At 48.5% G+C, this 25,591-nt stretch carries 28 protein-coding genes; 25 read left to right on the top strand and 3 right to left on the bottom strand.

Going from position 1 to position 25,591, the window contains the following annotated elements:
• Nucleotides 1-114: 114 nt before the first annotated feature.
• The 19 genes from PAEAM_RS28335 (at nucleotide 115) to PAEAM_RS28245 (ending at nucleotide 15,626) form a co-directional block, all read left to right on the top strand.
• The gene (locus PAEAM_RS28335; RefSeq protein ID WP_017692504.1) at nucleotides 115-447 is read left to right on the top strand and encodes a hypothetical protein; all 333 of its coding nucleotides are present in this window, start codon (nucleotides 115-117) and stop codon (nucleotides 445-447) included.
• A 315-nt stretch (nucleotides 448-762) separates the two neighbouring features.
• The gene (locus PAEAM_RS28330; RefSeq protein ID WP_036673581.1) at nucleotides 763-1,584 is read left to right on the top strand and encodes a transporter substrate-binding domain-containing protein; all 822 of its coding nucleotides are present in this window, start codon (nucleotides 763-765) and stop codon (nucleotides 1,582-1,584) included.
• A gap of 23 nt (nucleotides 1,585-1,607) precedes the next feature.
• A complete protein-coding gene (locus tag PAEAM_RS28325; protein ID WP_076211202.1) occupies nucleotides 1,608-2,345 on the top strand; it encodes an amino acid ABC transporter permease in 738 nt (245 codons plus the stop codon).
• Between the two features lie 32 nt (nucleotides 2,346-2,377).
• Nucleotides 2,378-3,088, top strand: a complete 711-nt coding sequence (locus tag PAEAM_RS28320; protein WP_036673453.1) for an amino acid ABC transporter permease — start codon at nucleotides 2,378-2,380, stop codon at nucleotides 3,086-3,088.
• The gene (locus PAEAM_RS28315; RefSeq protein WP_017692508.1) at nucleotides 3,085-3,837 is read left to right on the top strand and encodes an amino acid ABC transporter ATP-binding protein; all 753 of its coding nucleotides are present in this window, start codon (nucleotides 3,085-3,087) and stop codon (nucleotides 3,835-3,837) included. The genes PAEAM_RS28320 and PAEAM_RS28315 overlap by 4 nt, the downstream gene beginning before the upstream one ends.
• 121 nt (nucleotides 3,838-3,958) lie before the next feature.
• Nucleotides 3,959-4,246, top strand: coding sequence for a hypothetical protein (locus PAEAM_RS28310; RefSeq protein WP_017692509.1), 288 nt, complete (start codon nucleotides 3,959-3,961; stop codon nucleotides 4,244-4,246).
• Nucleotides 4,247-4,269: 23 nt separating this feature from the next.
• A complete protein-coding gene (locus PAEAM_RS28305; protein ID WP_017692510.1) occupies nucleotides 4,270-4,611 on the top strand; it encodes an alpha-helical endospore appendage domain-containing protein in 342 nt (113 codons plus the stop codon).
• Nucleotides 4,608-4,907 carry a hypothetical protein gene (locus PAEAM_RS28300; RefSeq protein WP_017692511.1) on the top strand — a complete coding sequence of 100 codons (300 nt, stop codon included), beginning with the start codon at nucleotides 4,608-4,610 and terminating at the stop codon, nucleotides 4,905-4,907. Before PAEAM_RS28305 ends, PAEAM_RS28300 begins: the two co-directional genes overlap by 4 nt.
• 1 nt (nucleotide 4,908) lies before the next feature.
• Nucleotides 4,909-5,250: a FliH/SctL family protein gene (locus PAEAM_RS28295; RefSeq protein ID WP_051446920.1), complete on the top strand. Its 342-nt coding sequence runs from the start codon at nucleotides 4,909-4,911 to the stop codon at nucleotides 5,248-5,250.
• Nucleotides 5,251-5,500: 250 nt separating this feature from the next.
• The gene (locus tag PAEAM_RS28290) at nucleotides 5,501-6,595 is read left to right on the top strand and encodes a CgeB family protein (RefSeq protein WP_083669917.1); all 1,095 of its coding nucleotides are present in this window, start codon (nucleotides 5,501-5,503) and stop codon (nucleotides 6,593-6,595) included.
• 60 nt (nucleotides 6,596-6,655) lie between these two features.
• Nucleotides 6,656-7,795 (top strand): CgeB family protein, encoded by a 1,140-nt coding sequence (locus PAEAM_RS28285; protein WP_036673455.1) that lies wholly within the window; start codon nucleotides 6,656-6,658, stop codon nucleotides 7,793-7,795.
• A gap of 66 nt (nucleotides 7,796-7,861) precedes the next feature.
• The gene (locus PAEAM_RS28280) at nucleotides 7,862-9,487 is read left to right on the top strand and encodes a glycosyltransferase family 4 protein (protein WP_133120496.1); all 1,626 of its coding nucleotides are present in this window, start codon (nucleotides 7,862-7,864) and stop codon (nucleotides 9,485-9,487) included.
• 14 nt (nucleotides 9,488-9,501) lie between these two features.
• Entirely contained in the window at nucleotides 9,502-10,593 is a 1,092-nt protein-coding gene (gene wecB / locus PAEAM_RS28275) for a non-hydrolyzing UDP-N-acetylglucosamine 2-epimerase (RefSeq protein WP_036605946.1), read from the top strand.
• A complete protein-coding gene (locus PAEAM_RS28270; RefSeq protein WP_017692517.1) occupies nucleotides 10,586-11,572 on the top strand; it encodes a polysaccharide biosynthesis protein in 987 nt (328 codons plus the stop codon). Before wecB ends, PAEAM_RS28270 begins: the two co-directional genes overlap by 8 nt.
• Nucleotides 11,569-12,396, top strand: coding sequence for a dTDP-4-dehydrorhamnose reductase family protein (locus tag PAEAM_RS28265; RefSeq protein WP_036605842.1), 828 nt, complete (start codon nucleotides 11,569-11,571; stop codon nucleotides 12,394-12,396). Before PAEAM_RS28270 ends, PAEAM_RS28265 begins: the two co-directional genes overlap by 4 nt.
• Complete coding sequence (locus PAEAM_RS28260) at nucleotides 12,378-13,319, top strand: NAD-dependent epimerase/dehydratase family protein (protein ID WP_100529716.1); 942 nt, start codon at nucleotides 12,378-12,380, stop codon at nucleotides 13,317-13,319. The genes PAEAM_RS28265 and PAEAM_RS28260 overlap by 19 nt, the downstream gene beginning before the upstream one ends.
• Nucleotides 13,316-14,032: a glycosyltransferase gene (locus tag PAEAM_RS28255; protein ID WP_074096304.1), complete on the top strand. Its 717-nt coding sequence runs from the start codon at nucleotides 13,316-13,318 to the stop codon at nucleotides 14,030-14,032. Before PAEAM_RS28260 ends, PAEAM_RS28255 begins: the two co-directional genes overlap by 4 nt.
• A gap of 96 nt (nucleotides 14,033-14,128) precedes the next feature.
• Entirely contained in the window at nucleotides 14,129-14,845 is a 717-nt protein-coding gene (locus tag PAEAM_RS28250; protein ID WP_100529715.1) for a glycosyltransferase, read from the top strand.
• A 250-nt stretch (nucleotides 14,846-15,095) separates the two neighbouring features.
• A complete protein-coding gene (locus tag PAEAM_RS28245) occupies nucleotides 15,096-15,626 on the top strand; it encodes a GNAT family N-acetyltransferase (protein ID WP_100529714.1) in 531 nt (176 codons plus the stop codon).
• Between the two features lie 144 nt (nucleotides 15,627-15,770).
• Here the strand turns inward: PAEAM_RS28245 and PAEAM_RS32045 are convergent, their stop codons facing one another.
• Nucleotides 15,771-15,941, bottom strand: a complete 171-nt coding sequence (locus PAEAM_RS32045) for a hypothetical protein (protein ID WP_164783209.1) — start codon at nucleotides 15,939-15,941, stop codon at nucleotides 15,771-15,773.
• The gene (locus PAEAM_RS28240) at nucleotides 15,938-17,176 is read right to left on the bottom strand and encodes a glycosyltransferase family 4 protein (RefSeq protein WP_076319755.1); all 1,239 of its coding nucleotides are present in this window, start codon (nucleotides 17,174-17,176) and stop codon (nucleotides 15,938-15,940) included. The genes PAEAM_RS32045 and PAEAM_RS28240 overlap by 4 nt, the downstream gene beginning before the upstream one ends.
• Before the next feature lie 186 nt (nucleotides 17,177-17,362).
• Between PAEAM_RS28240 and PAEAM_RS28235 the strand changes: the two genes are divergently transcribed.
• Together PAEAM_RS28235 and PAEAM_RS28230 are read left to right on the top strand one after the other, a co-directional pair.
• Nucleotides 17,363-17,722 carry a hypothetical protein gene (locus PAEAM_RS28235; protein ID WP_076253288.1) on the top strand — a complete coding sequence of 120 codons (360 nt, stop codon included), beginning with the start codon at nucleotides 17,363-17,365 and terminating at the stop codon, nucleotides 17,720-17,722.
• A 218-nt stretch (nucleotides 17,723-17,940) separates the two neighbouring features.
• On the top strand, nucleotides 17,941-19,470 hold the full coding sequence (locus tag PAEAM_RS28230; protein WP_243391495.1) for a DHA2 family efflux MFS transporter permease subunit: 1,530 nt from the start codon (nucleotides 17,941-17,943) through the stop codon (nucleotides 19,468-19,470).
• Between the two features lie 101 nt (nucleotides 19,471-19,571).
• Here the strand turns inward: PAEAM_RS28230 and PAEAM_RS28225 are convergent, their stop codons facing one another.
• Nucleotides 19,572-20,645: a glycosyltransferase family 4 protein gene (locus PAEAM_RS28225; protein WP_243391494.1), complete on the bottom strand. Its 1,074-nt coding sequence runs from the start codon at nucleotides 20,643-20,645 to the stop codon at nucleotides 19,572-19,574.
• A gap of 436 nt (nucleotides 20,646-21,081) precedes the next feature.
• Between PAEAM_RS28225 and PAEAM_RS28220 the strand changes: the two genes are divergently transcribed.
• From PAEAM_RS28220 to PAEAM_RS28205, 4 genes are read left to right on the top strand one after another with little or no spacing between them, the layout of a single operon-like run.
• Nucleotides 21,082-22,215: an ABC transporter ATP-binding protein gene (locus tag PAEAM_RS28220; RefSeq protein ID WP_100529712.1), complete on the top strand. Its 1,134-nt coding sequence runs from the start codon at nucleotides 21,082-21,084 to the stop codon at nucleotides 22,213-22,215.
• The gene (locus tag PAEAM_RS28215) at nucleotides 22,212-22,928 is read left to right on the top strand and encodes an ABC transporter permease subunit (protein WP_047841224.1); all 717 of its coding nucleotides are present in this window, start codon (nucleotides 22,212-22,214) and stop codon (nucleotides 22,926-22,928) included. The genes PAEAM_RS28220 and PAEAM_RS28215 overlap by 4 nt, the downstream gene beginning before the upstream one ends.
• Before the next feature lie 4 nt (nucleotides 22,929-22,932).
• Nucleotides 22,933-24,327 carry a GldG family protein gene (locus PAEAM_RS28210; RefSeq protein WP_100529711.1) on the top strand — a complete coding sequence of 465 codons (1,395 nt, stop codon included), beginning with the start codon at nucleotides 22,933-22,935 and terminating at the stop codon, nucleotides 24,325-24,327.
• A complete protein-coding gene (locus PAEAM_RS28205) occupies nucleotides 24,324-25,340 on the top strand; it encodes a DUF4340 domain-containing protein (protein ID WP_165790088.1) in 1,017 nt (338 codons plus the stop codon). The genes PAEAM_RS28210 and PAEAM_RS28205 overlap by 4 nt, the downstream gene beginning before the upstream one ends.
• Nucleotides 25,341-25,591: the final 251 nt, after the last annotated feature.

Below are 25,591 nucleotides of genomic sequence, written 5' to 3'. Positions count from 1 at the left end.
AAAAATAAAAATTTTCCCGAAATTTAATCGTTCAGTACTCGCTTTCAGTGGGCTTGTTCCTGTAAGATAGAAGTAATGGATTCCAGCCAAGTACTGAAATAAGGAGAGACGACGATGAACACTAAATCTGATTGCGGCGTTTCGTTGCAAATTGATGACTATCTGGATCTTTTGCATTTTGCCATCCAAATTCAGGATCAGGAATGGCAACAATCCCTTATCCGCCAACTCAAAATATTTCAGACGGCGACGGAGCAGCAACGCACACCTGAAGAGGAACTATGGACACGGTTTGATTACATCAACAGCAAACTGACAGGTCTGTGCCACCAGATTCATGCCGCTCATTCCATGGACGAACGCAAGAAATTCGAGGAACGGATCGGTCTCTTACAATTACAGCGAGTGGAAGTTGCACGTAAAATTAAATGGGCGAGTCGCAGATAGATGAGTAGTGTACACACCAAGTGATGCACCGCCAAAATGGTATAATCAGTGAGAGTCATACAAGAAGAAGCCATCCGCCAATCGATATGGGGGATGGCTTTTTCTTGTACTATAGAGAAGTCCTATAACCATATCAGGATGTCCTATTAGTTTAGTTATTGCCCTAAGATGACTTGTAATGATATTCTTTGTTCAACCTAATTCCGACTATACAAGTAAGAATGGTTTGTTAATAGGAAGAGGAATGGGAGTACACATCATATTTGCTGTGATAACAGCCTGTGGAGGAGATTGGGAATGGTTAAAAAACGGGGGATTCAAAAATTCCGGACAGCACTGCTGTTCATTACAATGCTGGCGGTATTGGCTGGATGCAGCACAGGAACTGCAAGCAATGATTCAGAATCTGCTTCGGCAGCAGGCGACACCAAAGTGAAAAAGATCATTGTAGGAACAGGTACACAGTTCCCAAATGTCTGCTTCATTGATGAGAATGGCAAGTTAACAGGTTATGATGTGGAACTGATCCGGGAGATCGACAAACGTTTGCCTGAGTACGAATTCGAATTCAGCACCATGGATTTCAAAAACCTGCTGCTGAGTCTGGAAACGAAAAAAATTGATCTGATCGCTCACCAGATGGAAGTGAATGATGAGAGACAGGCCAAGTTCCTGTTTAATGATGAAGCCTATAATATTTTTCCAAATAAAATTGTCGTAAGTCAGAAAAATGAGGAAGTAAAATCGATTGAGGATCTCAAAGGGAAAAAACTGATTGTTGGTGCTACAAGTAATGCGGCTGTACTTGCTGAGAAATGGAATGCAGCGAACGGCAACGGGATTGATATCGTTTATTCCGGAGCGGGTGAGGATACCATTACCCAGATCAAAACAGGCCGGGTGGATGCCACCATCAGCACGCAGTTTGCCATTGATTATCAGAATAAGGCGGTTGATGCTCAGCTGAAAACGGTAGGAGATGCCCTCTCCAACTCCAAAGTATACTTCATTCTGAACAAAGATGAGCAGGAGCTCAAAACCAAAGTGGACGAAGCGCTCAAAGCGATCAAAGAAGATGGAACGTTAGGCAAACTGAGCACAGAGTGGCTTGGAGCTGACTATACGGTTGAAGAGTAGTCTGAGAAAGGTGTGCAGCGGTAATGGGAAAATCATTTGATCTGTCATTGGTTCTGGATTTCATCCCGGAACTGCTACGATATTTGCATATAACACTGATTGTACTGGGTGGTTCCATCGTGCTCGGACTGGTGGGCGGCGTGCTTCTGGCCGTTCCCCGGCTGTATCGGATTCCGGTACTAAGCCAGTTGGCTACTCTGTACGTCTCATTCATGCGGGGCACACCGATCCTGATCAAATTGTTCCTGGTGTATTATGGACTTCCCGAGTTGCTCAAACCCATTGGCATCGATCTGTCGAGAACCGACCCGTTGTTATTTGTCATTGTGACCTATGCGCTTAGTGATGCGGCATCCTTTGCCGAGATCTTTCGCGGAGCGGTGCGCAGTGTGGATAAAGGTCAGACGGAAGCAGCCTATGCTGCGGGTATGACCACATTCCAGTCTTTTCGGCGGATTGTTGTTCCGCAGGCACTGATTGTTGCTTTTCCGAACATGGCCAACACGTTAATCGGTTCATTAAAGGATACGTCTTTGGCCTTCTCCATTGGTGTCATGGATATGGTGGGCAGAGGGCAGACGTTAATTTCGGCTACATCGCATGCACTTGAAGTGTATATCAGTCTGTCTGTGGTCTATTATGTCATTGTTATTGTTCTTGAAAAAGGATTTGCCTTTGCAGAACGCAGACTCCAGCGTCATGAACGCAAGAGAGTTGTACACAAACCGGCAATTCGAGCCAAACGCCTGAAAGAGGTTTGAACTCTCACTGAAACGAATAGCGGGGTGAGCATATGTCGATTGATCTCCAGTTTATCTATACATCTTTTTTTCAAATCCTGAAGGCATTGCCACTGACACTTGTCATTACGATTGTTCCGTTGATTGCAGGCTTCGGAATCGGTCTGGCTACAGCTCTGATCCGTATCTATCGCGTGCGGTGGATTCACCGCATTGCTGACTTCTACGTTTCATTCCTGCGTGGAACACCGATGTTGATGCATCTATTCCTCATCTATTACGGTATTCCGATGATTATCGATAAGCTGGCGGAACGTTACGGTTGGGCTTTCCAATCCTCGTCGATCCCAATTCTCGTATTTGTACTGATTGCTTTCTCACTCACTGCGGGCGCCTATATGTCCGAGATTATCCGCTCAGGCATTCTTGCTGTGGATATCGGCCAGATGGAGGCGGCTCACGCTGTAGGCATGAGCACATTCCAGGCTTTAAGACGTATCATCATCCCTCAAGCGATCGGGGCTGTATTGCCTAACCTGTGCAGTATGTTTGTTGGGTTCCTGCATGGATCAACACTCGCTTTTACCGTGTCTCAGATGGACATCCTCGGTAAAGCGGATGTGGTGGCATCCGTCAGTCTGAAGTTTCTGGAGGCCTTTATCGCCGCAGCGTTCATCTATTGGGGGCTGACCATCATTGCCGAGCGGATCACTGCTCTGCTTGAGCGTCGGGTTGCCGTGTACAGCAAAGGAGGCGTGTCATGATTACACTAACCAACATACACAAAACTTTTGGCAAGCAGGAAGTATTGAAGGGAATTGATCTGACCGTGGAACAGGGCGATGTCGTAGCGATCCTTGGACCGAGTGGATCAGGCAAAACAACGCTGCTGCGCTGCGTCAATTTTCTGGAACGTGCCGATGAGGGCGAGGTTCAGATCAGTGGATTAACCGTCGATTGCAAGCATGCACGCAAACATGACATTGTGCAGTTGAGACGAAAAACGGCGATGGTGTTCCAGCATTATAATCTGTTCAAACACAAGACGGTGCTGGATAACGTCACGGAAGGTTTAATTATTGCCCAGAAAATGTCCAAAGCCGATGCCCGCACGCGTGCCTTGCGTGTGCTTGAACAAGTCGGACTGTCTGCCAAAATCAATGAGTATCCAAGTATGTTGTCAGGTGGACAACAGCAACGGGTGGGCATCGCCAGAGCATTGGCACTGAATCCCGAAGTGATTTTGTTTGATGAACCGACCTCTGCGCTGGACCCCGAGCTTGTGGGTGAAGTGTTGTCTGTCATCCGCTCCATTGCTCAAGAGGGGATTACCATGATTGTAGTCACCCATGAAATGGGGTTTGCCCGTGAGGTGGCAAATCGGGTTGTTTTCATGGATGGAGGTTCCGTTGTGGAGGAAGGAACCCCGGAAGAGGTGTTCGTACGTCCCAAGCAGGAACGTACTCGCCAATTCCTCAGTCGATATTCTTCCGACTGGAGTTATGTCATCTGACGATATAGGCGCAAGCTGTAGTAACTGACGATCCCGGCCCGGCATATGCTGTAACAGGCAAATGCTGATAGGCCGGGTTTTTCTATGGGTGAAGCAGGCCGTGACGGTAAGGAGGAGGACCATGCAGAGCAAAATCGATGAAATCATCACACATATTGCACACTCTCACCAGCAGATCGCACGTGTGCTGGATGCCAAACGCCAAGTCGCTGTACGCATGTCTGAAATCATCAATCATTTGCCAGATATCGAACCGGAGTTGGACGGCGTTGACGGTCTGCTGGATAGCTCTGGGCAAATCAACAAAAGCATTATCTCTTACTTGGGGGGCCTTGCAGATCTGGAAGAGGCTGTAGCCGAAACGCTGACCCAAGTCATGCGGGAGATCGCGGTTCAAGAGGAAGAATAAGCCCGGAAGGCGGGTGAAGGAACATGAGTAGAGAACAGAGCCTCATTCTGATGCTGGACGCAGCAGCCAAAATGCAGTGGAATATTGCCCTGATCCTGGAGGCAAAAGCGATTGAGGCCGAGAAGGTACGGAACTGGACGCTGAATCATTTGAATGGGGATACCTTTCTGACGCATGGGGATCAGGTAGGCGAGCCGCTTAAAATGCATGATCAGCTGGTGGAATTGCTGGAAGGATTAACCCGGATGGAGACCGGACTGTGCAACAATCTCAAAGCGGTGATGGTGCAGAACGATAGCGAAGATGGCGGCGGTATGGACGGTGGCATGTTTGGCGGCATGGATCTGGGAGACATGGGAAAATGAGTCTAATGCGGCGTGAGCAGGAAGCCAAACTGGCGCTCATTGAATCCATTGCACACAGTCAGCAGGCGCTGGCACGCATTCTGGACAGTGTAGCCAGTGTAACCGCTCATTCGGAAGTATCCGCCCGCAGTCTGGCCGAAAACATTCGTTTGCTGAGTCGCTATCAGGCAGAAATGTCTCGTATGGTTACGGGAATCAGGCTGGCCCGAATACAGCATGGGGAGCCTGGCTTGCCGTGGCTCAAAGACCCCGGGTGTGCAATTCGTATCGTTCGGGACATACAGGAGGAATGTTGACATGTTAAAGAAGAAGAAAATACGACTGAGAACCAAAAGAGCTTTGTTAATCCGTGGAGCCCGTCTGCGCAAAATTCGCAAACTGCGTGCGCTCAGAGCCAAACGTGTTCTTCACAAACGTCCACTTAAAGGACGCAGTGCGTGGCTCAAAAAAAAGAAACGTGCGGTACGGCGGCACCGGAGTCCAAAGCCCGTACAACCAGTCGTCCCGGCTACCCCTACCGATCCGAACCCGGACGGTGCGTACAGCCAGGGATACAACGAGGCGTACAACGAGGGATTCAACGCGGGTTTCGCCAAGGGATTCGAGGACGGACATCAGCTGGCTTACAAAGCACAGTAACCGATTAGACCGGATTATTCCTGCATGGAATGATACCTGTATAACAGTTAGCCCGGGGGACAGATCCCTCCGGGCTATTCCATCGCCGCAAAAGCGGACATGCCCGTACAGGCGGATGTGGAGGGCATGCGCCAATTTTGCGCCTTGCAGGACACCCGTCCATGATGCATCTGACCCCGAGGCATATCCTTTAGAGGGAAGACCAATCTCGGGGAGAGTCTGGAAGTGAGATCTCCTGAAGGAAGACAGGGTGAATAATGTGGCAAAACGAAGGCACCGTCCGCTGACCGAAGCGGAAACAGCTTACCGCGGCGGATATGCAGAAGGCCGCAGATTTGGCGGCTGTCAAGCCATGATGGAGCGGGTGCAGATGTTTGAACCGACCCTGCGGGACATGAAGGTGTTATATATCCCACAAGGATTCGATGCCATCGATGAAGGTGTTACCTTGGCTCTGCAGCAATCTGTACGTGAATGCGTTGTTGGATCGCCAGCAGCGATGTTGCAGGAAGCCAGTCACCATCGGCCCGATGTTGTGCTCGTTATGAATGGTCTGCATGTATTCCCCGCAGATCATGTAGAGCAGGTGAATGGCATACGTGCACTCGGTATCCGAACTGCCGTGTGGTTTGTGGATGATCCGTATTTCACCGAAGATACAACGTCCCTTTGTCAGCATTATGATGTCGTGTTCACGCATGAAGAGGCCGCCGTACCCTTCTATCTGGGACATGGAGCGAACCAGGTCATCTATATGCCACTCGCGGTGAATCCAGGCATGTTTCAACCGCGGCGCGCCGCACCGCAGCATCAGCACGACATTTGTTTTATCGGTACCGGATTCTGGAACCGGATTGCCTTGTTTGATGAGCTGGCCCCTTTTCTAGCGGACAAAAAGGTATTCATTGCGGGTAGCCAGTGGAATCGGTTGACACGCTATGATGTACTAGGCCGTTTCATCCACGAAGGATGGATTGCTCCTGGAGAGACAGTAGATTATTACAATGGCGCCAAGATTGTCATTAACATTCACCGGACTTGCGAGAATGGGGAAGACAATCGCAATACACATCATCTTAAAGGTCACTCGATTAATCCACGCACGTATGAGATCAGCGCCTGCGGCACAATGCAGATTACGGATGCACGTGCAGATTTACCCCGTTATTATAAGCCGGGATATGACATCGAGACGTTCACCAACGCAGCAGAACTTCAGCGCAAGATCCACTATTATCTGAAGCATGAAGAAGAACGACAGGCGATGGCGTGGCGTGGACTTCTCACCACGATGAACCAGCATACATTCACTCGCCGGATCGGTCAGTTGCTGGAACATTTGTAATCCCCGTCTGAAGTGCAGCATCAACAAGAACACTATCCCAAAAAATAAAGGAGTGGCGGTATGTCTCTCAAACACCGTAAAACCAAAAAGGTTCATGCACCCGTACTGAGCCTGGCTGATCAAGCACGCAAAAATGGGCAACATGCCGGATATGACGCAGGTAAGGAAGAAGGATATCTGCGCGGTCGCGCCAACTATATAGTGAATTGTGCACAGGAACCGTTGCCTTTCCGACAGCTTCACGTGCTGTATGTATCCTCGGGTAAAGGCTTCCCTTACTCCCCGTTGGATGAGGCCATTATGGCCACGCTACAGGGTATGGTAGCTCAAGTAACCCTCTCTGATCCGCGTCAACCGATTTCTGAAATTGCGCTGCAGACGCGTCCTGATCTTGTGCTTGTGCTGGATGGAATGGATATCCCCATCGAGCATATCGATGCGATTCGCCAAGCGGGCATTCAGACGGCGATCTGGCTCACGGATGACCCGTACTATACAGATATGACGCTGGATATTGTGACACATTTTGACCATGTCTTCACGTTGGAACTGAACTGTATCGATCTATATCGACAAATCGGCTGCGCGTCCGTTCACTACCTCCCTTTTGCCGCATTTACTAATCATTACTTTCCGATTACAACTCCTTCCCCGTTAAAACGGGATGTCAGCTTTATCGGCTCGGCCTACTGGAACCGGGTATACTTCTTCAATCCGATCATGCCTCAGTTGATGTCACACAATACGGTATTTAACGGAATCTGGTGGGACCGTCTGCCTGACTATACTGCCTATGGCGAGAAGATTGAGCTCGGGCGCTGGATGAGTCCGCCGGAGACCAATGATGTGTACAATGGCACCAAAATTGTCATCAACCTGCATCGATCCCACGAAGATGATTCCGTCAATAATAATCACCTCAAAATCGCGCCAGCTTCACCGAACCCGAGAACGTTTGAAATTGCCGCGTCCACGACGCTACAGCTGACCGACGCCCGGGATGACATTGCGCGTTTCTACAAACCGGGTGTGGAGATTGAGACATATTCCTCGCCGCAGGAGTTACTCGACAAAGTGGAATATTATCTTACTCATGAAAAGGAACGTCGTGAGATTGCACTTCGTGGACTTGAACGTACACTGAAAGACCACACGTATGGCAAAAGAATTAATGAAATGTTAACCATCATATTCCCTTAATTCTGGCCGGGAGGAGGTGTGCACAGTACCCTGTATCGGATAATCGTGTACAGGGTCCGTGCGGCCATGGCAACGAAACCAAAGATGATGTTATTTTCACATGTGTGTAATACTCGCAGCATTACAGGCGCCGAGAAGCTGCTGCTTCATTTTATGAGAGAGATCGGTACGATCTTTGAATGTGTGCTCGTAGCCCCTCAGGAGGGGAAGCTTGCGGGGCTTGCGCGAAGATTCGGCATTCAGGTCAAAATATGCACTCTGCCGATGCTTCACGGTGTGTACACACCTTACCTGGGCATTGCAGATGATGCGGAGCATCTTCGTCATACACCGGCGTATCAGGAAGCAGTCTCCCTAATACGGGAGACTGCTCCCGATATGGTGTTAACGAACACCTGCGTTAATGTGATGCCGGCTGTAGCGGCAAAGTCCCTTCAGATTCCGGTCATCTGGAAGATTACCGAGATCATTCATACGAATGAACATACAAACGAGGCAATCCAGATGATTGGGCGTTACGCGGATTGGATTATCGGTATATCCGAGACAGCGGTAGCCCCATTCCACGAAGCCGGCATAGGTGACAAAGTGACCATTATCTCCCCAACTTGGGAACCCGCGCTACCAGCACCGGACCGCTGGGTTCATCTGCGCGAACGCAAGCGTAAGGAGCTCGGTTTCAAATCATCGCAGACCTGTATCGGTTATATTTCTTCATTTATATATGATGCCAAAGGGTTGAAACCTTTTGTAGATATGGCCTTGAGGATCTGTGAAACACATTCGCGCTGTCGCTTCTGGATCATCGGGGCAGCATCGGATAAAAAGTATTACGACGAGTGTGTATCACGGGTGAAAAAATCCGGGTATTCACGCCGGTTTACCTTCACCACATTTGAAGAGAACGTATCTCTGGCGTATACCGCGATGGATATCCTGGTCATCCCAAGCATGGTCAAAGAAGGGTTTGGCATGACCGCACTGGAGGGTCTCTATTTTGCCAAACCGGTCATCGCTTTTGCTCAGGGTGGACTGAAGGAATTAATGGAATCCGTAGGCAGTGATGCATTTCTGGCCCCGCCGGGTGATACCGAAGCGCTTGTCACCTTGGCAACAACCTTGCTGAATGATGCAGAGCTGGCCTCGAATACGGGGTGGCGTAATCGGACAGAAGCGGAAAGGCTCTACGGCGTTGAAACCTACCGAACGAAACTGCATACGATGGTGACACAGTGGTTATTGCGTTTTCCCGGATGGTTTGCTTATATCCAACCTCCGAATGGACCTGTGTATACCCATGGGGAGGGAGGACTACGCACTGTACTGGTTCTGGAGCCGACTACGGTTCGAGCACTATTATTCCCACTGACCGTCATACAGGCGTTGCCACATTCCTCATTACCTCCAATCGCATTGGGTCACGATGCTCCTGTTGCCTCAGGTACTGTCCCGGCTGCAAAGCCGATTCAACAGAGGGGCAAAACGCGGAAACGTCGTCGCAAGCCACTTGCACCTCATTCTCGCCGAGACCGTGAGGGGCTGAAACGTACTTCCGGAACTGGCAGACGTAAGGGGAGAACCCGTACAACCAAGGGACCGCGTCCACATATGGGGAAATCGGCTAGTCGCAGACGCAAATCTGCCAAAGCGGGACGTAGCCGAGCAGGGCGCAAGGGTTCCAATACAAGATGAAGGCAGGGATTACGATGAAGATCATGACGGTGCTGGGTACGAGACCTGAGATCATACGGCTCAGCCTGATCATCTCCAAGCTGGACCAGTACGCGTCCAAACATATTCTGGTGCATACGGGACAGAACTTCACGGAAAGTCTCAGCGGTCTCTTTTTCAAGGAAATGGGCCTGCGCGCACCGGATTACGTTCTTCAGGATGAAGCGGCCACTCTGGGACGACAGCTATCCTCGATGTTTACGCAGATGGAAGATCTGATATTGCAGGAGAAACCCGATAAATTGCTGCTGCTCGGCGATACCAATAGCGCATTATGTGCAGTATTGGCTGAGCGCATGGGTGTTCCTGTTATTCATATGGAAGCAGGCAATCGTTGCTTTGACCTGGATGTGCCTGAGGAGAAAAATCGTAAGGTTATTGATGCCATCTCCACCGTTAATATGCCTTACACGGAACAGAGCAAGAAACATTTGGTCAGCGAAGGGGTACCAAGCAGGCGCATCGTGCTAACGGGCAATCCCATCTATGAAGTCATGCAGCACTACGACGCGCAAGTAAGTTCCAGCAAAATACTGAAGAAGCTCAAGCTGAAGTCTGGGCAATACTTCCTGGTTACTGCCCATCGAGCTGAGAATGTGGATCATGCCCCTCATTTGCTGGAGATTATGAAAGGACTGAACCAGGTCGCAGAGGAACACGGGTTGCGTGTGATCTGCAGTATTCATCCGCGTACAGCGATCCGGATTGCGGAGCATCTGCATCTGGAGATGAACCCGCTGGTGGAGTTTCACGAGCCGTTTGGATTCTTCGACTTTGTAATGCTTGAACGTCATGCACGCTGTGCACTTACGGATAGCGGTACCGTGCAGGAGGAGTGTTGCATTATGGGCGTGCCGACCGTAACGATGCGTCGAACTACCGAGCGGCCGGAAACGGTCGATTGCGGCAGCAATGTAGTCTCCGGTCTGGATGCCGCGCGCATCGCTGATTGCGTGAAAGTCATGACAAAGATGTCTAGCGACTGGGATTGCCCGCAAGGTTACAAAGCCACAGATGTATCCAGTAAAGTGGTTAAATTTCTGCTTGGAGGGAAAATGCATGTTTGAAAATAAGCGTATACTCGTGACTGGCGGTACGGGATCATGGGGTTATGAACTTGTGGCTCAACTACTGCCCCAGCAGCCCAAAGAAATTATTGTATATTCCCGGAACGAGTCTAGCCAAGTGGCTATGAGTCGTGAATTTGAAGACCCGCGTCTTCATTTCCGGATTGGAGATATTCGTGACAAGGACGCCTTGACGGCGGCTTGCCAGCATGTGGACTATGTATTTCATCTGGCTGCGCTCAAGCATGTTCCGGTGTGTGAAGACCAACCGTACGAAGCACTCAAAACCAACGTGATTGGTACACAGAACGTAATTGAGGCTGCTATTGAGAACAAGGTGGAAAAAGTAATCTATATCTCGACTGACAAAGCTGCCAATCCGTCCAACTTCTATGGCATGACAAAAGCGATCGGCGAGAAATTAATTGTATATGCAAACTTGTTACACAGCGATACCAAGTTTGTTACGGTACGGGGCGGGAATGTACTGGGAACAAACGGAAGTGTGGTACATCTGTTCAAGAATCAGATCCGCCAGAAAGGGCAGGTCTCCATCACGGATATGAGTATGACTCGATTCTTTCTTACGCTGAAGGATGCAATTACCTTGCTGTTCAAAGCTTCGGTGGAAAGTGTCGGCGGAGAGATCTTTGTCATGACGATGCCTACCTGCAAAATCGTTGATCTCGCGGAAGTACTGATTGAGGATTCCGGTGTGGAGAATGTGAGCATTGTAGAACGGGGCATTCGTCCAGGGGAGAAAATCCATGAAATATTGATGAGTGAATTCGAGAGCATGACCACCGTTGTCTACGATGAGCAGTACCTGGTAATTCTTCCTACCCTGGGCATACCGGGCCTGCGTGAACATTATACCAATTGTCCTCCGGTCTCCTTTAACAGTTTCAGTTCTGAACACCAACTCATGACCAAAGAGGAGATTCGTGAAATTCTGAAACGCGGAGGATTCTTGTCATGAAACTGCTGATACTTGGTGGAAACGGAATGGCCGGCCATATTTTGGTCGACTATTTCCGCCGTCAAGGTGTACACAGCGTCTTCTACACATCTCGGGATGTAACAGACCCCAATGGTCTGCTCCTGGATGTGAACGACAGCTTCATGGTTGATCGATTGGTAGAAGCTGTGCACCCGGATGTGATTATTAATGCTGTAGGTGTGTTGAACAACTTCGCAGATGAGGACAAAATTACTGCATATCATATTAATGGTTTCCTGCCACATCGTCTGCGGCGGGTTGCAGATACGATTGGTGCACGCCTGATTCATATCAGCACGGACTGTGTGTTCAGTGGAGAACGGGGAGCATACCGGGAAGATGATGTTACGGATGGGACTTCAGCTTACGCTATCACCAAAGCACTTGGCGAAGTTCAGGATGAAGGTCATCTGACGATCCGTACGTCCATCATTGGACCCGAGATTCGCCAGGGCGGCATTGGTCTGATGCAATGGTTTATGTCCAGCACAGGTGAAGTTGGGGGGTATACCCGCGTATTTTGGAACGGTGTGACCACCCTTGAGCTGGCCAAATGGGTAGACCATTACCTGGCCTCATCGGTTAGTGGTCTGATCCACTTAGCTCATCCGGCACCTGTCAGCAAGCATGACCTGCTTGTATTGTTCAAGCAGACCTGGGATAAGCAGGATGTGACGATTGTGCGTGATGACAGTGTAGTGCAGGACCGTACGCTGGTGTCCACTCGCGAGGATGTGAAGACAGACCTGCCGGATTATTCTACAATGCTGAAGGAGTTGGCATTATGGATGGAGCAGAGCTGAGAGGCAAAAAAGTGCTGATTACAGGCGCTTCCGGTTTTACCGGGCGACATGCCGTATCTTATTTTCGGGAAGCGGGTGCAGTGGTTGCAGCGGTAGTCCGGAGGCCGGATGTGTATTCATTCGGTAAAGGTGCACAAGTCCATGTCTGTGATCTGAACGATAAACAGCAAGTACGTCATCTGATCGGCGAGGTGCAGCCCGACTATGTGCTGCATCTCGCTGGCAAAAATTCAGTGCCTGATTCGTGGTCTGATCCACTACTGGTCCTGGAGACCAATGTGATGGCCGTGCTGTATCTGCTGGATGCGCTTCGCAGTTGTCCGACAGCACGAACCGTTATTGTAGGATCGCGGTTAAAATATACGCCGGAACCTGGCCAGATTCCCCAGCCTCCGCATCCATACAGTCTCAGTAAAGCGCTGGAAGAGATGGTGTCCTTGTCGTGGATGTCGCTCTTCGGACAACAGATCATGCTGGCGGAGCCAGGCAATCTGATTGGTGCGGGTCCTTCCACAGGCATCTGTTCACTGCTTGCATGCCATGTTGTTGCCTGTGAACAGGCGGGCAAAACCGAGGCATTCCGTCTGTCCGGACGGGACAATACCCGTGACTTTCTGGATGTGCGGGATGCAGTCAGAGCGTATGCAACCCTCTTGATACATGGGTCCAGTGGTACAGTATACCCGGTGGTGTCTGGAGTCGAGCGCAGTCTTGGTGAAATTGCAGATCTGCTGTTGTCCATGACAGAAGCGGAAGTTCCTGTTCGCTGGGATGGGGCATCCTCTGGTCCGGATGGTTCGGGGAAACAGGAGGAATTATCACTGCTGCGCAAGCTTGGCTGGCAGCCGATGATTCCATTTGCCACATCGCTTCAGGATATCCTGAGTGATGTTCGTGTCCAGCAAGGGAGGACGACAAGTTGAATCCGAGAGTATCCATTGTCATTCCATTCTACAACTGTCCTTATGTGCCTCAGGCGATTCAGAGTGCGCTGAACCAGACGTATCCCGATGTGGAGATCGTTGTTGTGAATGACGGTTCAACCCGGCATGCTGAGTTGCTTCAACCCTATCTTCCTTATATTAATGTGCTTGGCAAAAGCAATGGCGGGACGGCTTCGGCACTTAATCATGGCATCCGCCATGCCTCTGGTGATTATGTAGCCTGGCTCAGTTCGGATGATTATCTGTACCCGGATAAAATTCGTTATCAGCTGGAGTTTATGCAGCGTGAGAATGTGCTCGTCTCCCATACGAACTTTCATTATATCAACGAGCATTCGGCAGTTACCAAAATGCATGGTGGGCCTGAACCGATGTCGGATATGGATTTACTACGACGGTTTGTTAACGGCAATCCGGTGAATGGCTGCACGGTCATGATTCGCAAGGATCTCTTTAGCGGAGTGGGGCTGTTCGATGAACTTCTTCCCTACACCCATGATCTGGATCTCTGGATGCGTATTGTACTGAACGGTCATCGGTTCCCATACCTGAATGAACCGCTTACTGCCTATCGGTGGCATGGTGGAATGGGATCGGTACGTCATGCGGATGTCATCGGCAGAGAGGCATCCATGGTATGGTCCAGATATCGGGAACCGCTGTTGCAGCGAATAGCGACGCTTGGCGGGTAGCGTAGGGAGGGCAGTTAAGAAAGCCAAAAGATGGCTGATTAACGCCCTCTTTGCGCAGCATTTTACCTAAGACAGTAAGAGGAGGGGAAGGCCCGAATGGAGCCAAAAGTATCGATCGTCATTCCTTTTTACAATTGTGCTTATATCGAGCAGGCTGTTCACAGTGCCATTCACCAGACGTATCCGCATATCGAGGTCATCGTGGTGGATGATGGGTCAACCGAGCACGTGGAGCGGCTACAGCCATTCATGGATTCCATCCGCTATATTCGCAAAGAAAACGGTGGAACCGCGACAGCATTAAATGAGGGCATCAAGCAGGCAACAGGGGATTACTTTGTTTGGCTCAGCTCAGATGATGTGATGCTGCTGGATCGGGTGGAGAAGCAACTGAAGTTTATGCGCGAGGTTAAGGCTTCATTCTGCCATGGTGCCTACCACTATGTGAATGAGAAGAGTGAATGGTTGGATACGGTGCATCCGGAAGTGGGCAGTCGTCTGGAGATGTTGCAGGTACTGCTGGAAGGTTGTCCGATCAACGGCTGTACTGTCATGTTAGAGATGGAAGCATTTGAGCGGTTTGGACTGTTCGACACTGATTTTCGCTACACCCATGACTATGAGATGTGGATGAGGCTGTTTCCAATGTATGAGCTGTTCTACTACAATGAACCTCTGATGTGTTACCGATTGCATGAGGCGATGGGAACCAAACGTCACTTCAAGGCACTGGTTGCCGAGATGGAAAAAGTTCAAGAGAAGCATCGGCCTATTCTGTTTAACTTGCTTCAGGTTGGCGGGTACTGGAAGTAGATGGATTTGGCAACGATGGCTGAAATGGAATAGGTGTTAAATGGACAGGAGAGCACCCTTATGAAGCACTTTTTAAGTGCTATAAGTGGAAGCTCTTTTTTTACTTTATGGACAGATACGTGGACACAAAGGGTGATCGATTGCTGAAGTCTCTGTATAATGAAATGATTCATACACGGAAGGGACTGGACTATGCGCAGATATCAATATCTTAAACCCAACTATTAATAAACTAATGGAGGTAAGAGTATTGATTACAGAGTTATACACAGAACGGTTATATTTGCGAAAAATGAACGTGTCGGATGCGGCCAGCTTGTTTAAGATTTGGTCTGATCCGGATGTTACTAGATTTATGAATATCACTCATTTTACGGATGAAAATCAAGCTATAGCCATGATTAATCTTCTGAATGATCTTGCTCAGGAAAACAAGGCCATTCGGTTCTCTATCCTTGTGCAAGAGTCCAACGAAATCATAGGTTCATGTGGTTATAATGCACTGGATTTTGACAATCTTAAAGCAGAAATTGGGTATGACATTGCCAGATCACACTGGGGGAAAGGATATGCGACGGAAGCGATCTCTTCTTTGTTAGCTCATGCATTCTCGACTTTGAAACTGAATCGTATTGAGGCAAAGGTTGACCCCGATAATGTGAATTCTATCAAGCTATTGCAAAAGCTCAATTTCACATACGAAGGCACCCTCAGAGCATACGAGAGGGTAGGCGAAACGTTCAGTGATCTGAATGTGTATTCCAAGTTGGTGACAGATTAAAACGATCTGTAATAGCGTGTGCTCGGTCCGTTAGAACACATTTGAAGCGAGAAAGGGGTGTCCTCAGTCATTCATATGACAGATGGGACACCCCTTGTTTGATATTTCGGCATGTTATATGAAGACGGCATATCATTGGACAACTCAATCTTTTGAATTCATGATCGCCATGGATGCAGGATCGGGAAATATATATCCTTTAGGCAGCTTTTTCATCAATTCATTCATTACAGCGTAATCCACGTTGATGTGAGGTGTGGAAACTGGAGTCGAAAACCAGCGATTGTATAGATCACTTGGTACAAGTAACGTCATATTGTATGTCCTCCTCTGTAGATGGCTTCTTGGTAGACTTGAAATGTACGCAATCCCATCACTTCCAGTGAACGATGTTGTTCAGCCCAGGCTTTCGCCGCCGCACCCACTGTTCTCCGGGTAACATCATCCTCAAGTAGTGCATCCAACAGTTCACGGAGCGAGTCGACATCCTGCGGAGGAACAACCCATCCCGTGCGTCCAGGGTCAACCATCTCAGGCATGCCGGCTGTACCACTGACGATAACAGGTACACCTGCCAGTTGCGCTTCGGTAACGGAGAACGGCTGGGTGTCCTGCAGACTGGGCTGGACATAGATATCTGCATGGCGCAGGAAGGAAGGAATATTGTCCAGCTTGCCCCAGAACACAACATCCGCTCCAATACCCGTTGACGCGGCCTGTGAACGCAATTCATCGGTTAGATTGCCTTCTCCTGCGATCCAGCAGACCCAATCGGAACGTTTATTTTTCAGACTGGCTAAGGCTTTGATTAACACATGAACGCCCTTGATGTATTCAAGTCGTCCGGTAAAGGCAATGACTTTTTTGCCCGCAGGTGGTCGCTGGCGGAACTTCACAGCTGCTGAGGCACGGTAGGCTGGCAGATCAACAGCATAGGGAATCTGTCTGAACTTTGATTCAGGAACGGCAAGTTCTGTAAGCGTACTCTTGATCCAGTGGCTTGACACGAGAATGAGCTCGGACTGTGCTGCACTTCGCTCTTCCAATGAGAGAAAATAACGTCCACGCTTGGATTGCAAATATGAAGGGAGAGTAAGCTGTGGGTTGGAATTTTGTGCATCGTAAAAGGCTTCGCGTGCAAGAGCGCCATGATAGCTTGTAACCAGTGGGATATTGCGGTTCAAGATGCGTTTTATGGCTACGGCAGCTACCGGATCTTGCGCATGAATAACGTCATAGTGGTCCACTCCCAGATAAGCGGCTGCCATCTCGAAGGCATATCTATTCAGTTCATAATAAGCGAGAAGAGGATCGGCAGTGAATTGTGGCAGATCAGTCGGATTGAGTTTGGCTTGCAACATGGGCCACACCTTATCCTTGGAGAAAGCTCGGTTCAGATTACGAACATATACTTCGTTATTGGCACCATTTGTGCCCATGATATCAACCTCTACACCAAGTGCGATTAACCTGTCGGCCAGTTGTTTAACATATGTCCATATGCCTCCCATATGTGTAAGCTCCCAATACGTAACGAGCAGAACTTTCATAGCGACCTCCTTGTCACGGCCTGCACCGGCCGAGCTTCTATCCTTTTATTCTATGAAAAAAGAGGACCGGAAGGTCGGGCATTTCCGTGTAATTGGTCGAAAATGGGTGAATGCAAATGGCAATGGACGAGAGGAAGCATATCCTATGTACAGGAAGGTTCGTGTGCTCCGAAGGAGGGATCTACAGTGGCGGTATATTTACTTGAGATTCATGAGAATCTGTTACAGACATTTGTTCCCGTCAAGTACATGGATGTGGAGTTGGCCTATGTGGGCGGCGAGGAAGGGACGGATGTATTTGTTGGTGGAGCCAGTATTCACGGAGAACTGTATCGACACCTTTTTCACCTAACGTCAAATTCGGGGGGAGCGGGCGGTAATCAGGTCATTCATAATCTGGATGTGTCATCCGAGCCTTATGAACTGAGGATCATCAGCAACAGTTCTTCACCGAAGCATCTGGTTATTCGAATATATTGCAGAAGTATTCACGGTCAGACATTGGGCATACTGTCAGAATATCAGATGATGAAGCTTGCAGATTGATATGGACATCATTGCATAATCATGATTAACCAACGTGTGGAGCAGGGAAGGTGCCTGTTCCATTTTTTTGTGGTGCATCCATAGTAGAATTGTCTAAAAAAATAGCTTGACAGCAAAGGTATTTTCATTAGAATTAGATCAGTATTAAACGAAAGTTTAAAACGAAGATTTAAAACGATAGTTTGAAATTAGTCGTCAATATAGGCTGAGTGAGACGCATGGCTAAGCCTGCGATCTCCTGGCTGGAAAAGAGTGTGGAGAACGTGAAAGAACAAACAGCAGTACCCCAGGAGCCGGCAGAGTTTTCGCTTAAAGCCATTATACTGCCACTCCTGGCAATTATCGTCGGAATGATTATGGTTATTCTGGACAGCACGGTGGTGAACGTGGCCATTCCAAATCTGGTTCAATATTTTGAGACGGATCTTAAAACGATCCAATGGACGGTTACGGGTTACACCTTGGCTTTGTCTGCAGTTATTCCACTGGCAGGCTGGTTAACGGACCGTTTTGGTGCCAAAAGAGTATTCCTGTTCACCATTGCCATGTTTACCCTGGGTTCTGTGTTATGCTCGATCGCTCAATCACCTGAGCAATTGATCATTTACCGTGTTATTCAGGGACTTGGTGGAGGCATGGTTGCTCCTATTGGTATGGCAATGGTCTTTCGTCTGGCTCCGCCTGAGCGAAGAGGTTCTATCATGGGGATGCTGGGAATTCCGATGCTGCTTGCCCCTGCATTGGGTCCGGTGTTGTCCGGGTGGTTTATTGAATCACTGAGCTGGCACTGGATCTTCCTGATTAACTTGCCCATTGGTATTGCAGCTTTCATTCTATGTATCAAGTTTTTGCCGGATACAGATCGTGGACGCACACCTGCACTGGATCTGCTCGGCATGATTCTGGCGCCAATTGCGTTCTCGATGCTCGCTTACGGTGTGAGTGAGGGTGGAACGAGCTGGACGTCTGCAACAACTTTGACGGGTGTCATTGTGGGTGGTGTAGCGCTCATTTTGTTCATTATTGTGGAGCTTCGTCATCAAAATCCATTGCTCGAACTCCGGGTATTCAAATCATCTGATTTCTCACGGGGAATTATTCTCGCATGGGTGTCACAAGTGGCGCTGTTCGGTGCGATGATCCTGATCCCGCTTTATTTGCAGCAGATCAAAGGTTACACTGCACTGGAAACAGGATTGATTCTACTGCCACAGGCATTGGCTTCCGGAGTGGGTATGCCGCTTGGTGGTCGATTGTTTGATAAAATCGGTGCTAGACCTCTGGCCTTCGTGGGTCTGGGTATTATTTCGGGAGCATTGTTTATTCTGTCCTCCATTACGGCAGAGACAGGTCTTGGCCTGATTATAACGGCTCTGGTCATGATGGGTCTGGGTATGGGCTTGTCCATGATGCCACTCAATACGCATGTATTAAATGCTGCTCCGCGTAAGTTGGTTGGACGGGTGACACCGCTCACGGCGGCTGCACAGCAAGTGGTCGTGTCCTTTGCGGTTGCAGGGCTTACAGGTTTCCTTACTTCAAGAATCGCAGACAATACAACGAGTACAGAGCCGACCGCTATCGTTCATGGTTTGGTGGCTGGTTTCAATGATACGTTTTTCCTGGCCGCTTGTATTGCATTGTTCGGATGTTTGCTCAGTCTGATTCTGCGCAAACCTAAGCCGATGCCGGAAGAAGAACTTCAAAATGGCGACAAGCCTGATCCCGCGATGATGATGGGACACTGAGATTTTATAAAAACCATAAAAACCATAAAAACCATAAAAATCATAAAAACCATACTAAGGCAGTTCAGAGAAATTTTGCTGAACTGCCTTTTTTGCTATGCTCAATGGAAAATTCGTAGTGCTGTCATCATTTCACGGAAAGAAATGGCATATCGATCTGGTGAAAAAGACAAGCTCATATGCTGTCTGCCCTGAATGCGAATATACTCACGCAGTTTCTTGTTATTCATAAGGTCCCTTGCTTCGGCTACAGCTGCCTCTATATTTCCAATTGGATAAAACTTACCAGTCTTATTATGTGTGATAAATGAACGCACACCATCCGAATCCGTGCTGAGCACCGGGCAGCCACAAGAGATGGCTTCAGCGACGGCATAACCGAATCCTTCAAGCAGGGAAGTGGATAACATGATGCCCCCTGAAGCGGCAATCATGGAATAATATGCAGGCATCTGAGAATGAGGAACATTGATAAAGATGCCAATCCGATCCTCAAGCCCGTATTCTGCCAGCATGTGCCGGAACATGACTTCATCTTCTGGATTAGCCAAAGTTGGATCGTGGAATAACCATAGTCTGGCTTCCGGATTTTTTTTGACGATTTCACTCGATATGATTAGATATTCACGCCAGTTTTTGTTGTGTTCAAGTCGTCCTACCCAAGCCAGCACCGGATAGGGTGGGGTATCCACCAAGATTGGTGCGAAGGTGTCTGTATCCAGCATATTGGGAATAACAAACCGATGAAGCCAGGGACAGATATGAATGAACATATCCAGCAGGTGGTCTGTGGGAGGTATAACGGCAGCATCACAATGAGCTTGGAGGTATGGGACACCCATCTGTATCGTTTCCAGAGCTTGATCGCGTGCTCCGAGTCCCTGCGCTTCAAAAATAATTCGTCCGGTATAACCAAGTCCTCTCAAACGGCCGGGCATAGCGATGTCTGAAGTGGCAATGATGGCATCATAATGATGAGTATGGATGATATGATGGATATCCTCGTCACTGGACGCGGTGAAAATGGGTGTATCACTGTTGTTCTGTAATCCCGAGCCTGTGCTGAGATACAATAGGTGCGCTTCAATGCCATGGCGTTTCAGAACAGCGGTGCGCAGTCGATTTAACGTATCCACGCCACCGCTCGGAACATAAAACGTGAATAATACTTTCACACGATTCACCCTCTGACTTTTGGTCAGGAGCACATTCTCCTGTACTCTATGTTACGTTGGCTTTAAGCGCAGGGTGTGGGTGTTGGTCAGAATGTTCACATTTTGGACAAATATTTTTAAGCTGTCTTTTAAGTGTCATTAAGCTGAGGCTAGGATAGCTCCCTTAATATACAAGGAACTTCCCGTGTCTATCATCTATTACATAAGTTCAACATAACATTTACACGATAACGGAGAGGGCAGAAATAACTTGAAGAAGCGAAGCGTTCACCTTTATCAGCGGATTTTTCCTTCTGAAATGAAGGAATCAAAAAAATCTGGGGATAACAGTGATCGGAAGGTTATTCTGTCATCGGAGTGCAAGTGTAATATTTTCAGTTGAATTTATATAACGAACGATGGTGCACGGGTATTTTAACGGGAAAGGATGAATGATGTGCTCGAAGTGAAACAGGTCAGCAAAGTCTACGAAGGACAACGCGGCGTACATCAACTGGATTTCACCATGGAACGTGGTGAGATTGTTGGCTTTCTCGGGCCCAATGGTGCCGGAAAAACAACAACGATGCGTATGATTACGGGTTATGTGCATCCAACCGCGGGTTCCATTATGGTGGATGGGATATCGGTGCATGAGCAGGGTCAGCGTGTTCGTTCCAAGATTGGGTATCTGCCTGAAACTCCGCCACTGTATCCGGATATGACCGTGCAGTCCTATCTTAAATTCATAGCCAATTTGCGAGATGTCCCGGCACGTGAGGTTAAGCTGCGGGTCAGTGAGATGGTTAGCAGACTGGGACTTCAGGGTCGGGAAAGACAAATGGTACGTGGGTTATCCAAAGGATACAAACAACGCCTTGGGCTGGCAGGAGCCATTATTCACAAGCCGGATCTGCTGGTCCTGGATGAGCCAACATCGGGCCTTGATCCAAATCAGATTATCGAGATTAGGGATCTGATTCGGGAACTCGGGGAGAATCATACGGTGCTGCTCAGTACGCATATTTTGCCTGAAGTGAGCACGCTCTGTAATCGAATGTTGATCATCAATCAGGGACAGCTCGTGCTGGATGGTTCACCTCAGCATTTCGGATCAGCAATGGGGGATCAGTTCAAGGTGTCGATTGAAGTGAAGGCCACTGCGGAGCAATTACATAATGTGCTGACACCATGGGAGAAGGTGCGGAGTGAAGTCATTCAAGCGTCGGATGTGAGTACCAGCAAAGATACTTCACTTACTTCAAATTCAGCGGATACGGTTAAAATGCTGCTTACTGGAGAAAACTCGGAAGATTTCCGGGAGGAGCTGTTCTACCTTTTGTCAGGTGCAGGATTACCGATACTGGAGATGAAAAAGGAGAACCTGAGTTTGGAGCAAATCTTCCTGAAGCTGACCACAACCGAGGCAACAGACACAGACGCAAATTCGGCAGATGTGGATAAGGTTGTTGGGGCAGAGATGGATCTGGACGTAACTTCGGACATCGACTCGTCGAGTATATCGGGAACATCAGTTGGTACATCAGCCGATGCTTCGCCCCAAGCTCGCAAAGGGGAGGACTCCAAATGAGACGAATGATGGCGGTATGCAATAAAGAGCTGCAAGCTTATTTTCTGTCACCAACGTCCTATTTTGCTTTTGCCGTATATGTACTGATGACCAGTCTGCTGTTCTATTCAAGCTTTGTATATTACCAGCCGAGTATTGTCGATTATCGTCTCGTGTTAGGCGATACGTTGTCCATGCTGCTGTTTGTCGTGCCGTTGTTAACGATGCGACTGGTTGCAGAGGAATTTAGACAAGGAACGGATGAATTGTTGCTGACTTCTCCGGCACGAGTAACAGAAATTATTTTTGGCAAATATCTTGCTTCTCTGGCCATTCTGGTCGTGCTCATCCTGTGCAGTCTCGTGTACCCTTTCATCATGTCGTTCTATGGGACATTGGATATGACGACGGTATGGATGTCTGCGCTGGGGTTATTTTTCCTGGGCGGAAGCATGATGGCGATTGGACTGTTCGCTTCTACATTATCCCAGCATCAGATGGTGTCTGCGGTGGCGGGTTTTATTATTTTGCTCGTTTTGTGGATGCTTGATTCATTCGCAGGCAATACAGGTTCTGTTTTACAGCAGTGGCTGGACCCGTTTGCTCTGACCAACCGGTTCGACAGCTTCATGAAAGGTGTGCTTAGTGGGCCGGATATCTTGTATTATGTCACCCTTTCGGGTGTGTTTCTGCTGTTAAGCATTCAAATTGTGGAACGGAAGCGGTGGAGGTGAGAAGATGAAAAAATGGTTAAGTCATACCAACAGTACCGTGCTGTCCGTAGCGGTGATTGGCATCTTTATTTTGCTAACACTGTTCCTGAATTCACTTGGCGGCTTCCAGCTGGATCTGACCTCGAACAAACAATACACGTTATCTGACCAGTCTCTTACTGCGATCAAAAATGTGAAGGATGACGTCAACATTCTGGTGTTAACGGTTGAAAATGCCAACAACGCCGTCCTGAACCGTGAGGTCACGGATATGGTTGAGGAATACACGAAACGCAATAGCAAGCTGAAAATAAAACAATATAATCTGACGCAGGAACCTGCGCTTGCATCCAAATATGGCATAACAGGCAGCTCCATTGTGCTGGAGCAGGGAGATCAACACAAAGTGATTGATATCGCCAGTTTGTTCACCGCGACAGGTGACGGAAGTGATGGATCGTATCAGTTCACAGGTGAGGAAAAACTTACGCAGGCGCTCATGAATATGTCATCCACGGAGATGCACAAAATGGTCTTTTTGACTGGACATGAAGAGTTGAGTCTCGCTCAGATGACTACGCTGCAATCCTCCTTGGAACAAAATAATGTGCAGACGGAAGAGTTGCAGCTGAATCAAGCTGGTAAGGTTCCGGAAGATGCAGATGTACTCGCCATTATTGGCCCACAACGCGATCTCAGTGATACGGAAATGAAAGCCATTCGCACATATCTGAGTAATGGAGGCAAGCTGTTATTATCCCTCGGATTTGTAGAAGATATGAAATCCAGTTGGAAAAACATCGATGCCCTCATGGCTGACTATGGCGTCGTTGATGAGCATGCGGTCATGGTGGATAATCAGCAAGCCAGTACGATGGGGCCACTCTGGGTGGTGCCGGAGTATGGTACACATGCAATTACGGACAAACTCGCTGCGAGCCAATTGTATCCGATGTTGTCGCTGTCGATTGCGTTGACCAGCAAAGAACAGGATAAATATACCCTTTCACCGTTAATTCATTCTTCGAATGACAGTTATGGGGAGACAAATATCGGCGGTTTATTGCAGAATGAAACAACCAATGATGCCGAAGAGGACATTCAGGGACCCGTTGAATTAGGGTATGCAGCCGATACGACGGATGGTAAACCGAAGGCGGTTATTCTTGGCTCGTCCATTTTCATGCAGGATTCGGAAATTGCGAATGGTGGCAATCGGGACTTTATTTTGAATACGGTAAACTATTTGAGTGAGAAAGAAAATGGATTGACGATTCGTCCACGGGTACAAGCTGGGTATGAGATGGCATACCTGAATGGCGAACAGGCCAGAACGATTTTCTTCGTGGCTATTGTAGCATTCCCACTCATCTTTGTTATCATTGGTGTACTCTTATGGTGGAGGCGCAGACGAGTATGAGAAAATGGGTTCCAACAATTCTGGTGGTCATCGTACTAATTGTGGGCTGGGTGTACGCGGCCAGTCAAAATTATTTTCGGGAAGAAGAAGCGGTGCAAGCCAAGTTGCTTGGTATTCAATCCGGGGATATCCAATCCATTACAATACATGGCACAACGGAGGAGACATCCGGTACAGCAGCAACTTCGACCCTGACGCTTGATAATGGCGTATGGCACATGGTTGAGCCAAAAGCCTATCCTCTGAACGGTTACAGTGTAAGCAGCTGGCTGGATGCTCTGAGTGGTGCAAATCAGGAACTGGTGGTGGAAGAAGCGCCGACGGATCTGGATAAGTACGGATTAGGAACTGATGCTACACGTATGGATATCAAACTCAAAGATAATCGGGAGATCAAACTGGCTATTGGCGGCCAGCTTCCAGCAGATGATGCACGTTATGTGCGTGTTGATTCGGGCCCTGTGGTTGCCGTGCAGACAGAGGCGATTACCAGCATAGCTTTGTCTCGTCGTGATTTGTTGGACACTACACCTTTTAACATGGATGAGACAAATGTTGGGTCTCTGGAGTGGGAGGGTGAGGCAGCTACCTGGATGTTAACATCGACATCGGAGAAAGATGCGGCAGAACAGACCTGGACACTGAATGGAAAAACGATTGAAGCCACAGATGCCGTATCTCTTATCGGCAAAATCAAAAACTTGTCGACAGCAGATGATGTGCGCAAAGCTTCCGAGCTAAAGAATTCGGTTCCACGATTCACCCTGTCTATCGAACAGACGGTCAATGGGCAACAAGTTCGAGATGTGTATCGGGGACTTACGGTGCCATCCGAATCGGATCAGATCTGGGTCATTACACCGGATGGTCAATGGGCATATGGCATGGATGCGACAAGTCTAACGGAAGCAGAGAAATTCCCGGATACAATTAAAGCATCCACAACTTCTTCAGAAGAGTCATCGAGTTCTCCGAAGGACGAAACGACTTCCTCATCAACAGACGGGAAATGAGTGGGGCGGAAGATAAGTGATATTGTTGTGTTGAGATGCAAATATGATTTCGAGGCAGTGCTGCGAACAAGCAGCACTGTTTTTTTTATTTTATATAGCGAAGAATTTCACTGTCCACAGATCAAAACCCAAAGACTTCTAAACAAAGACCAAAACCAGAATACCTGAATCTACAGGGTAAGGTACCATATCCTTTCAGCATATCGGTACGTACAGAAGCGCATCCTATCTTTGTGACCAAAACCAACAAA

The organism is Paenibacillus sp. GM1FR (genome assembly GCF_002803315.1).
GTDB classification, from domain to species: Bacteria; Bacillota; Bacilli; order Paenibacillales; family Paenibacillaceae; genus Paenibacillus; species Paenibacillus amylolyticus.
The sequence above is the reverse complement of the archived record's forward strand: the minus strand, read 5'-3'. Positions and strand labels throughout refer to the sequence as shown.

Bases quoted from the DNA above. Each gene is read 5' to 3' on its own strand.
- PAEAM_RS28335 (WP_017692504.1), top strand. From the start codon at position 115: ATGAACACTAAATCTGATTGCGGCGTTTCGTTGCAAATTGATGACTAT.
- PAEAM_RS28325 (WP_076211202.1), top strand. From the start codon at position 1,608: ATGGGAAAATCATTTGATCTGTCATTGGTTCTGGATTTCATCCCGGAA.
- PAEAM_RS28320 (WP_036673453.1), top strand. From the start codon at position 2,378: ATGTCGATTGATCTCCAGTTTATCTATACATCTTTTTTTCAAATCCTG.
- PAEAM_RS28315 (WP_017692508.1), top strand. From the start codon at position 3,085: ATGATTACACTAACCAACATACACAAAACTTTTGGCAAGCAGGAAGTA.
- PAEAM_RS28310 (WP_017692509.1), top strand. From the start codon at position 3,959: ATGCAGAGCAAAATCGATGAAATCATCACACATATTGCACACTCTCAC.
- PAEAM_RS28305 (WP_017692510.1), top strand. From the start codon at position 4,270: ATGAGTAGAGAACAGAGCCTCATTCTGATGCTGGACGCAGCAGCCAAA.
- PAEAM_RS28300 (WP_017692511.1), top strand. From the start codon at position 4,608: ATGAGTCTAATGCGGCGTGAGCAGGAAGCCAAACTGGCGCTCATTGAA.
- PAEAM_RS28295 (WP_051446920.1), top strand. From the start codon at position 4,909: ATGTTAAAGAAGAAGAAAATACGACTGAGAACCAAAAGAGCTTTGTTA.
- PAEAM_RS28285 (WP_036673455.1), top strand. From the start codon at position 6,656: ATGTCTCTCAAACACCGTAAAACCAAAAAGGTTCATGCACCCGTACTG.
- PAEAM_RS28280 (WP_133120496.1), top strand. From the start codon at position 7,862: ATGGCAACGAAACCAAAGATGATGTTATTTTCACATGTGTGTAATACT.
- wecB (WP_036605946.1), top strand. From the start codon at position 9,502: ATGAAGATCATGACGGTGCTGGGTACGAGACCTGAGATCATACGGCTC.
- PAEAM_RS28270 (WP_017692517.1), top strand. From the start codon at position 10,586: ATGTTTGAAAATAAGCGTATACTCGTGACTGGCGGTACGGGATCATGG.
- PAEAM_RS28265 (WP_036605842.1), top strand. From the start codon at position 11,569: ATGAAACTGCTGATACTTGGTGGAAACGGAATGGCCGGCCATATTTTG.
- PAEAM_RS28260 (WP_100529716.1), top strand. From the start codon at position 12,378: ATGGATGGAGCAGAGCTGAGAGGCAAAAAAGTGCTGATTACAGGCGCT.
- PAEAM_RS28250 (WP_100529715.1), top strand. From the start codon at position 14,129: ATGGAGCCAAAAGTATCGATCGTCATTCCTTTTTACAATTGTGCTTAT.
- PAEAM_RS32045 (WP_164783209.1), bottom strand. From the start codon at position 15,941: ATGACGTTACTTGTACCAAGTGATCTATACAATCGCTGGTTTTCGACT.
- PAEAM_RS28240 (WP_076319755.1), bottom strand. From the start codon at position 17,176: ATGAAAGTTCTGCTCGTTACGTATTGGGAGCTTACACATATGGGAGGC.
- PAEAM_RS28230 (WP_243391495.1), top strand. From the start codon at position 17,941: ATGGCTAAGCCTGCGATCTCCTGGCTGGAAAAGAGTGTGGAGAACGTG.
- PAEAM_RS28215 (WP_047841224.1), top strand. From the start codon at position 22,212: ATGAGACGAATGATGGCGGTATGCAATAAAGAGCTGCAAGCTTATTTT.
- PAEAM_RS28210 (WP_100529711.1), top strand. From the start codon at position 22,933: ATGAAAAAATGGTTAAGTCATACCAACAGTACCGTGCTGTCCGTAGCG.
- PAEAM_RS28205 (WP_165790088.1), top strand. From the start codon at position 24,324: ATGAGAAAATGGGTTCCAACAATTCTGGTGGTCATCGTACTAATTGTG.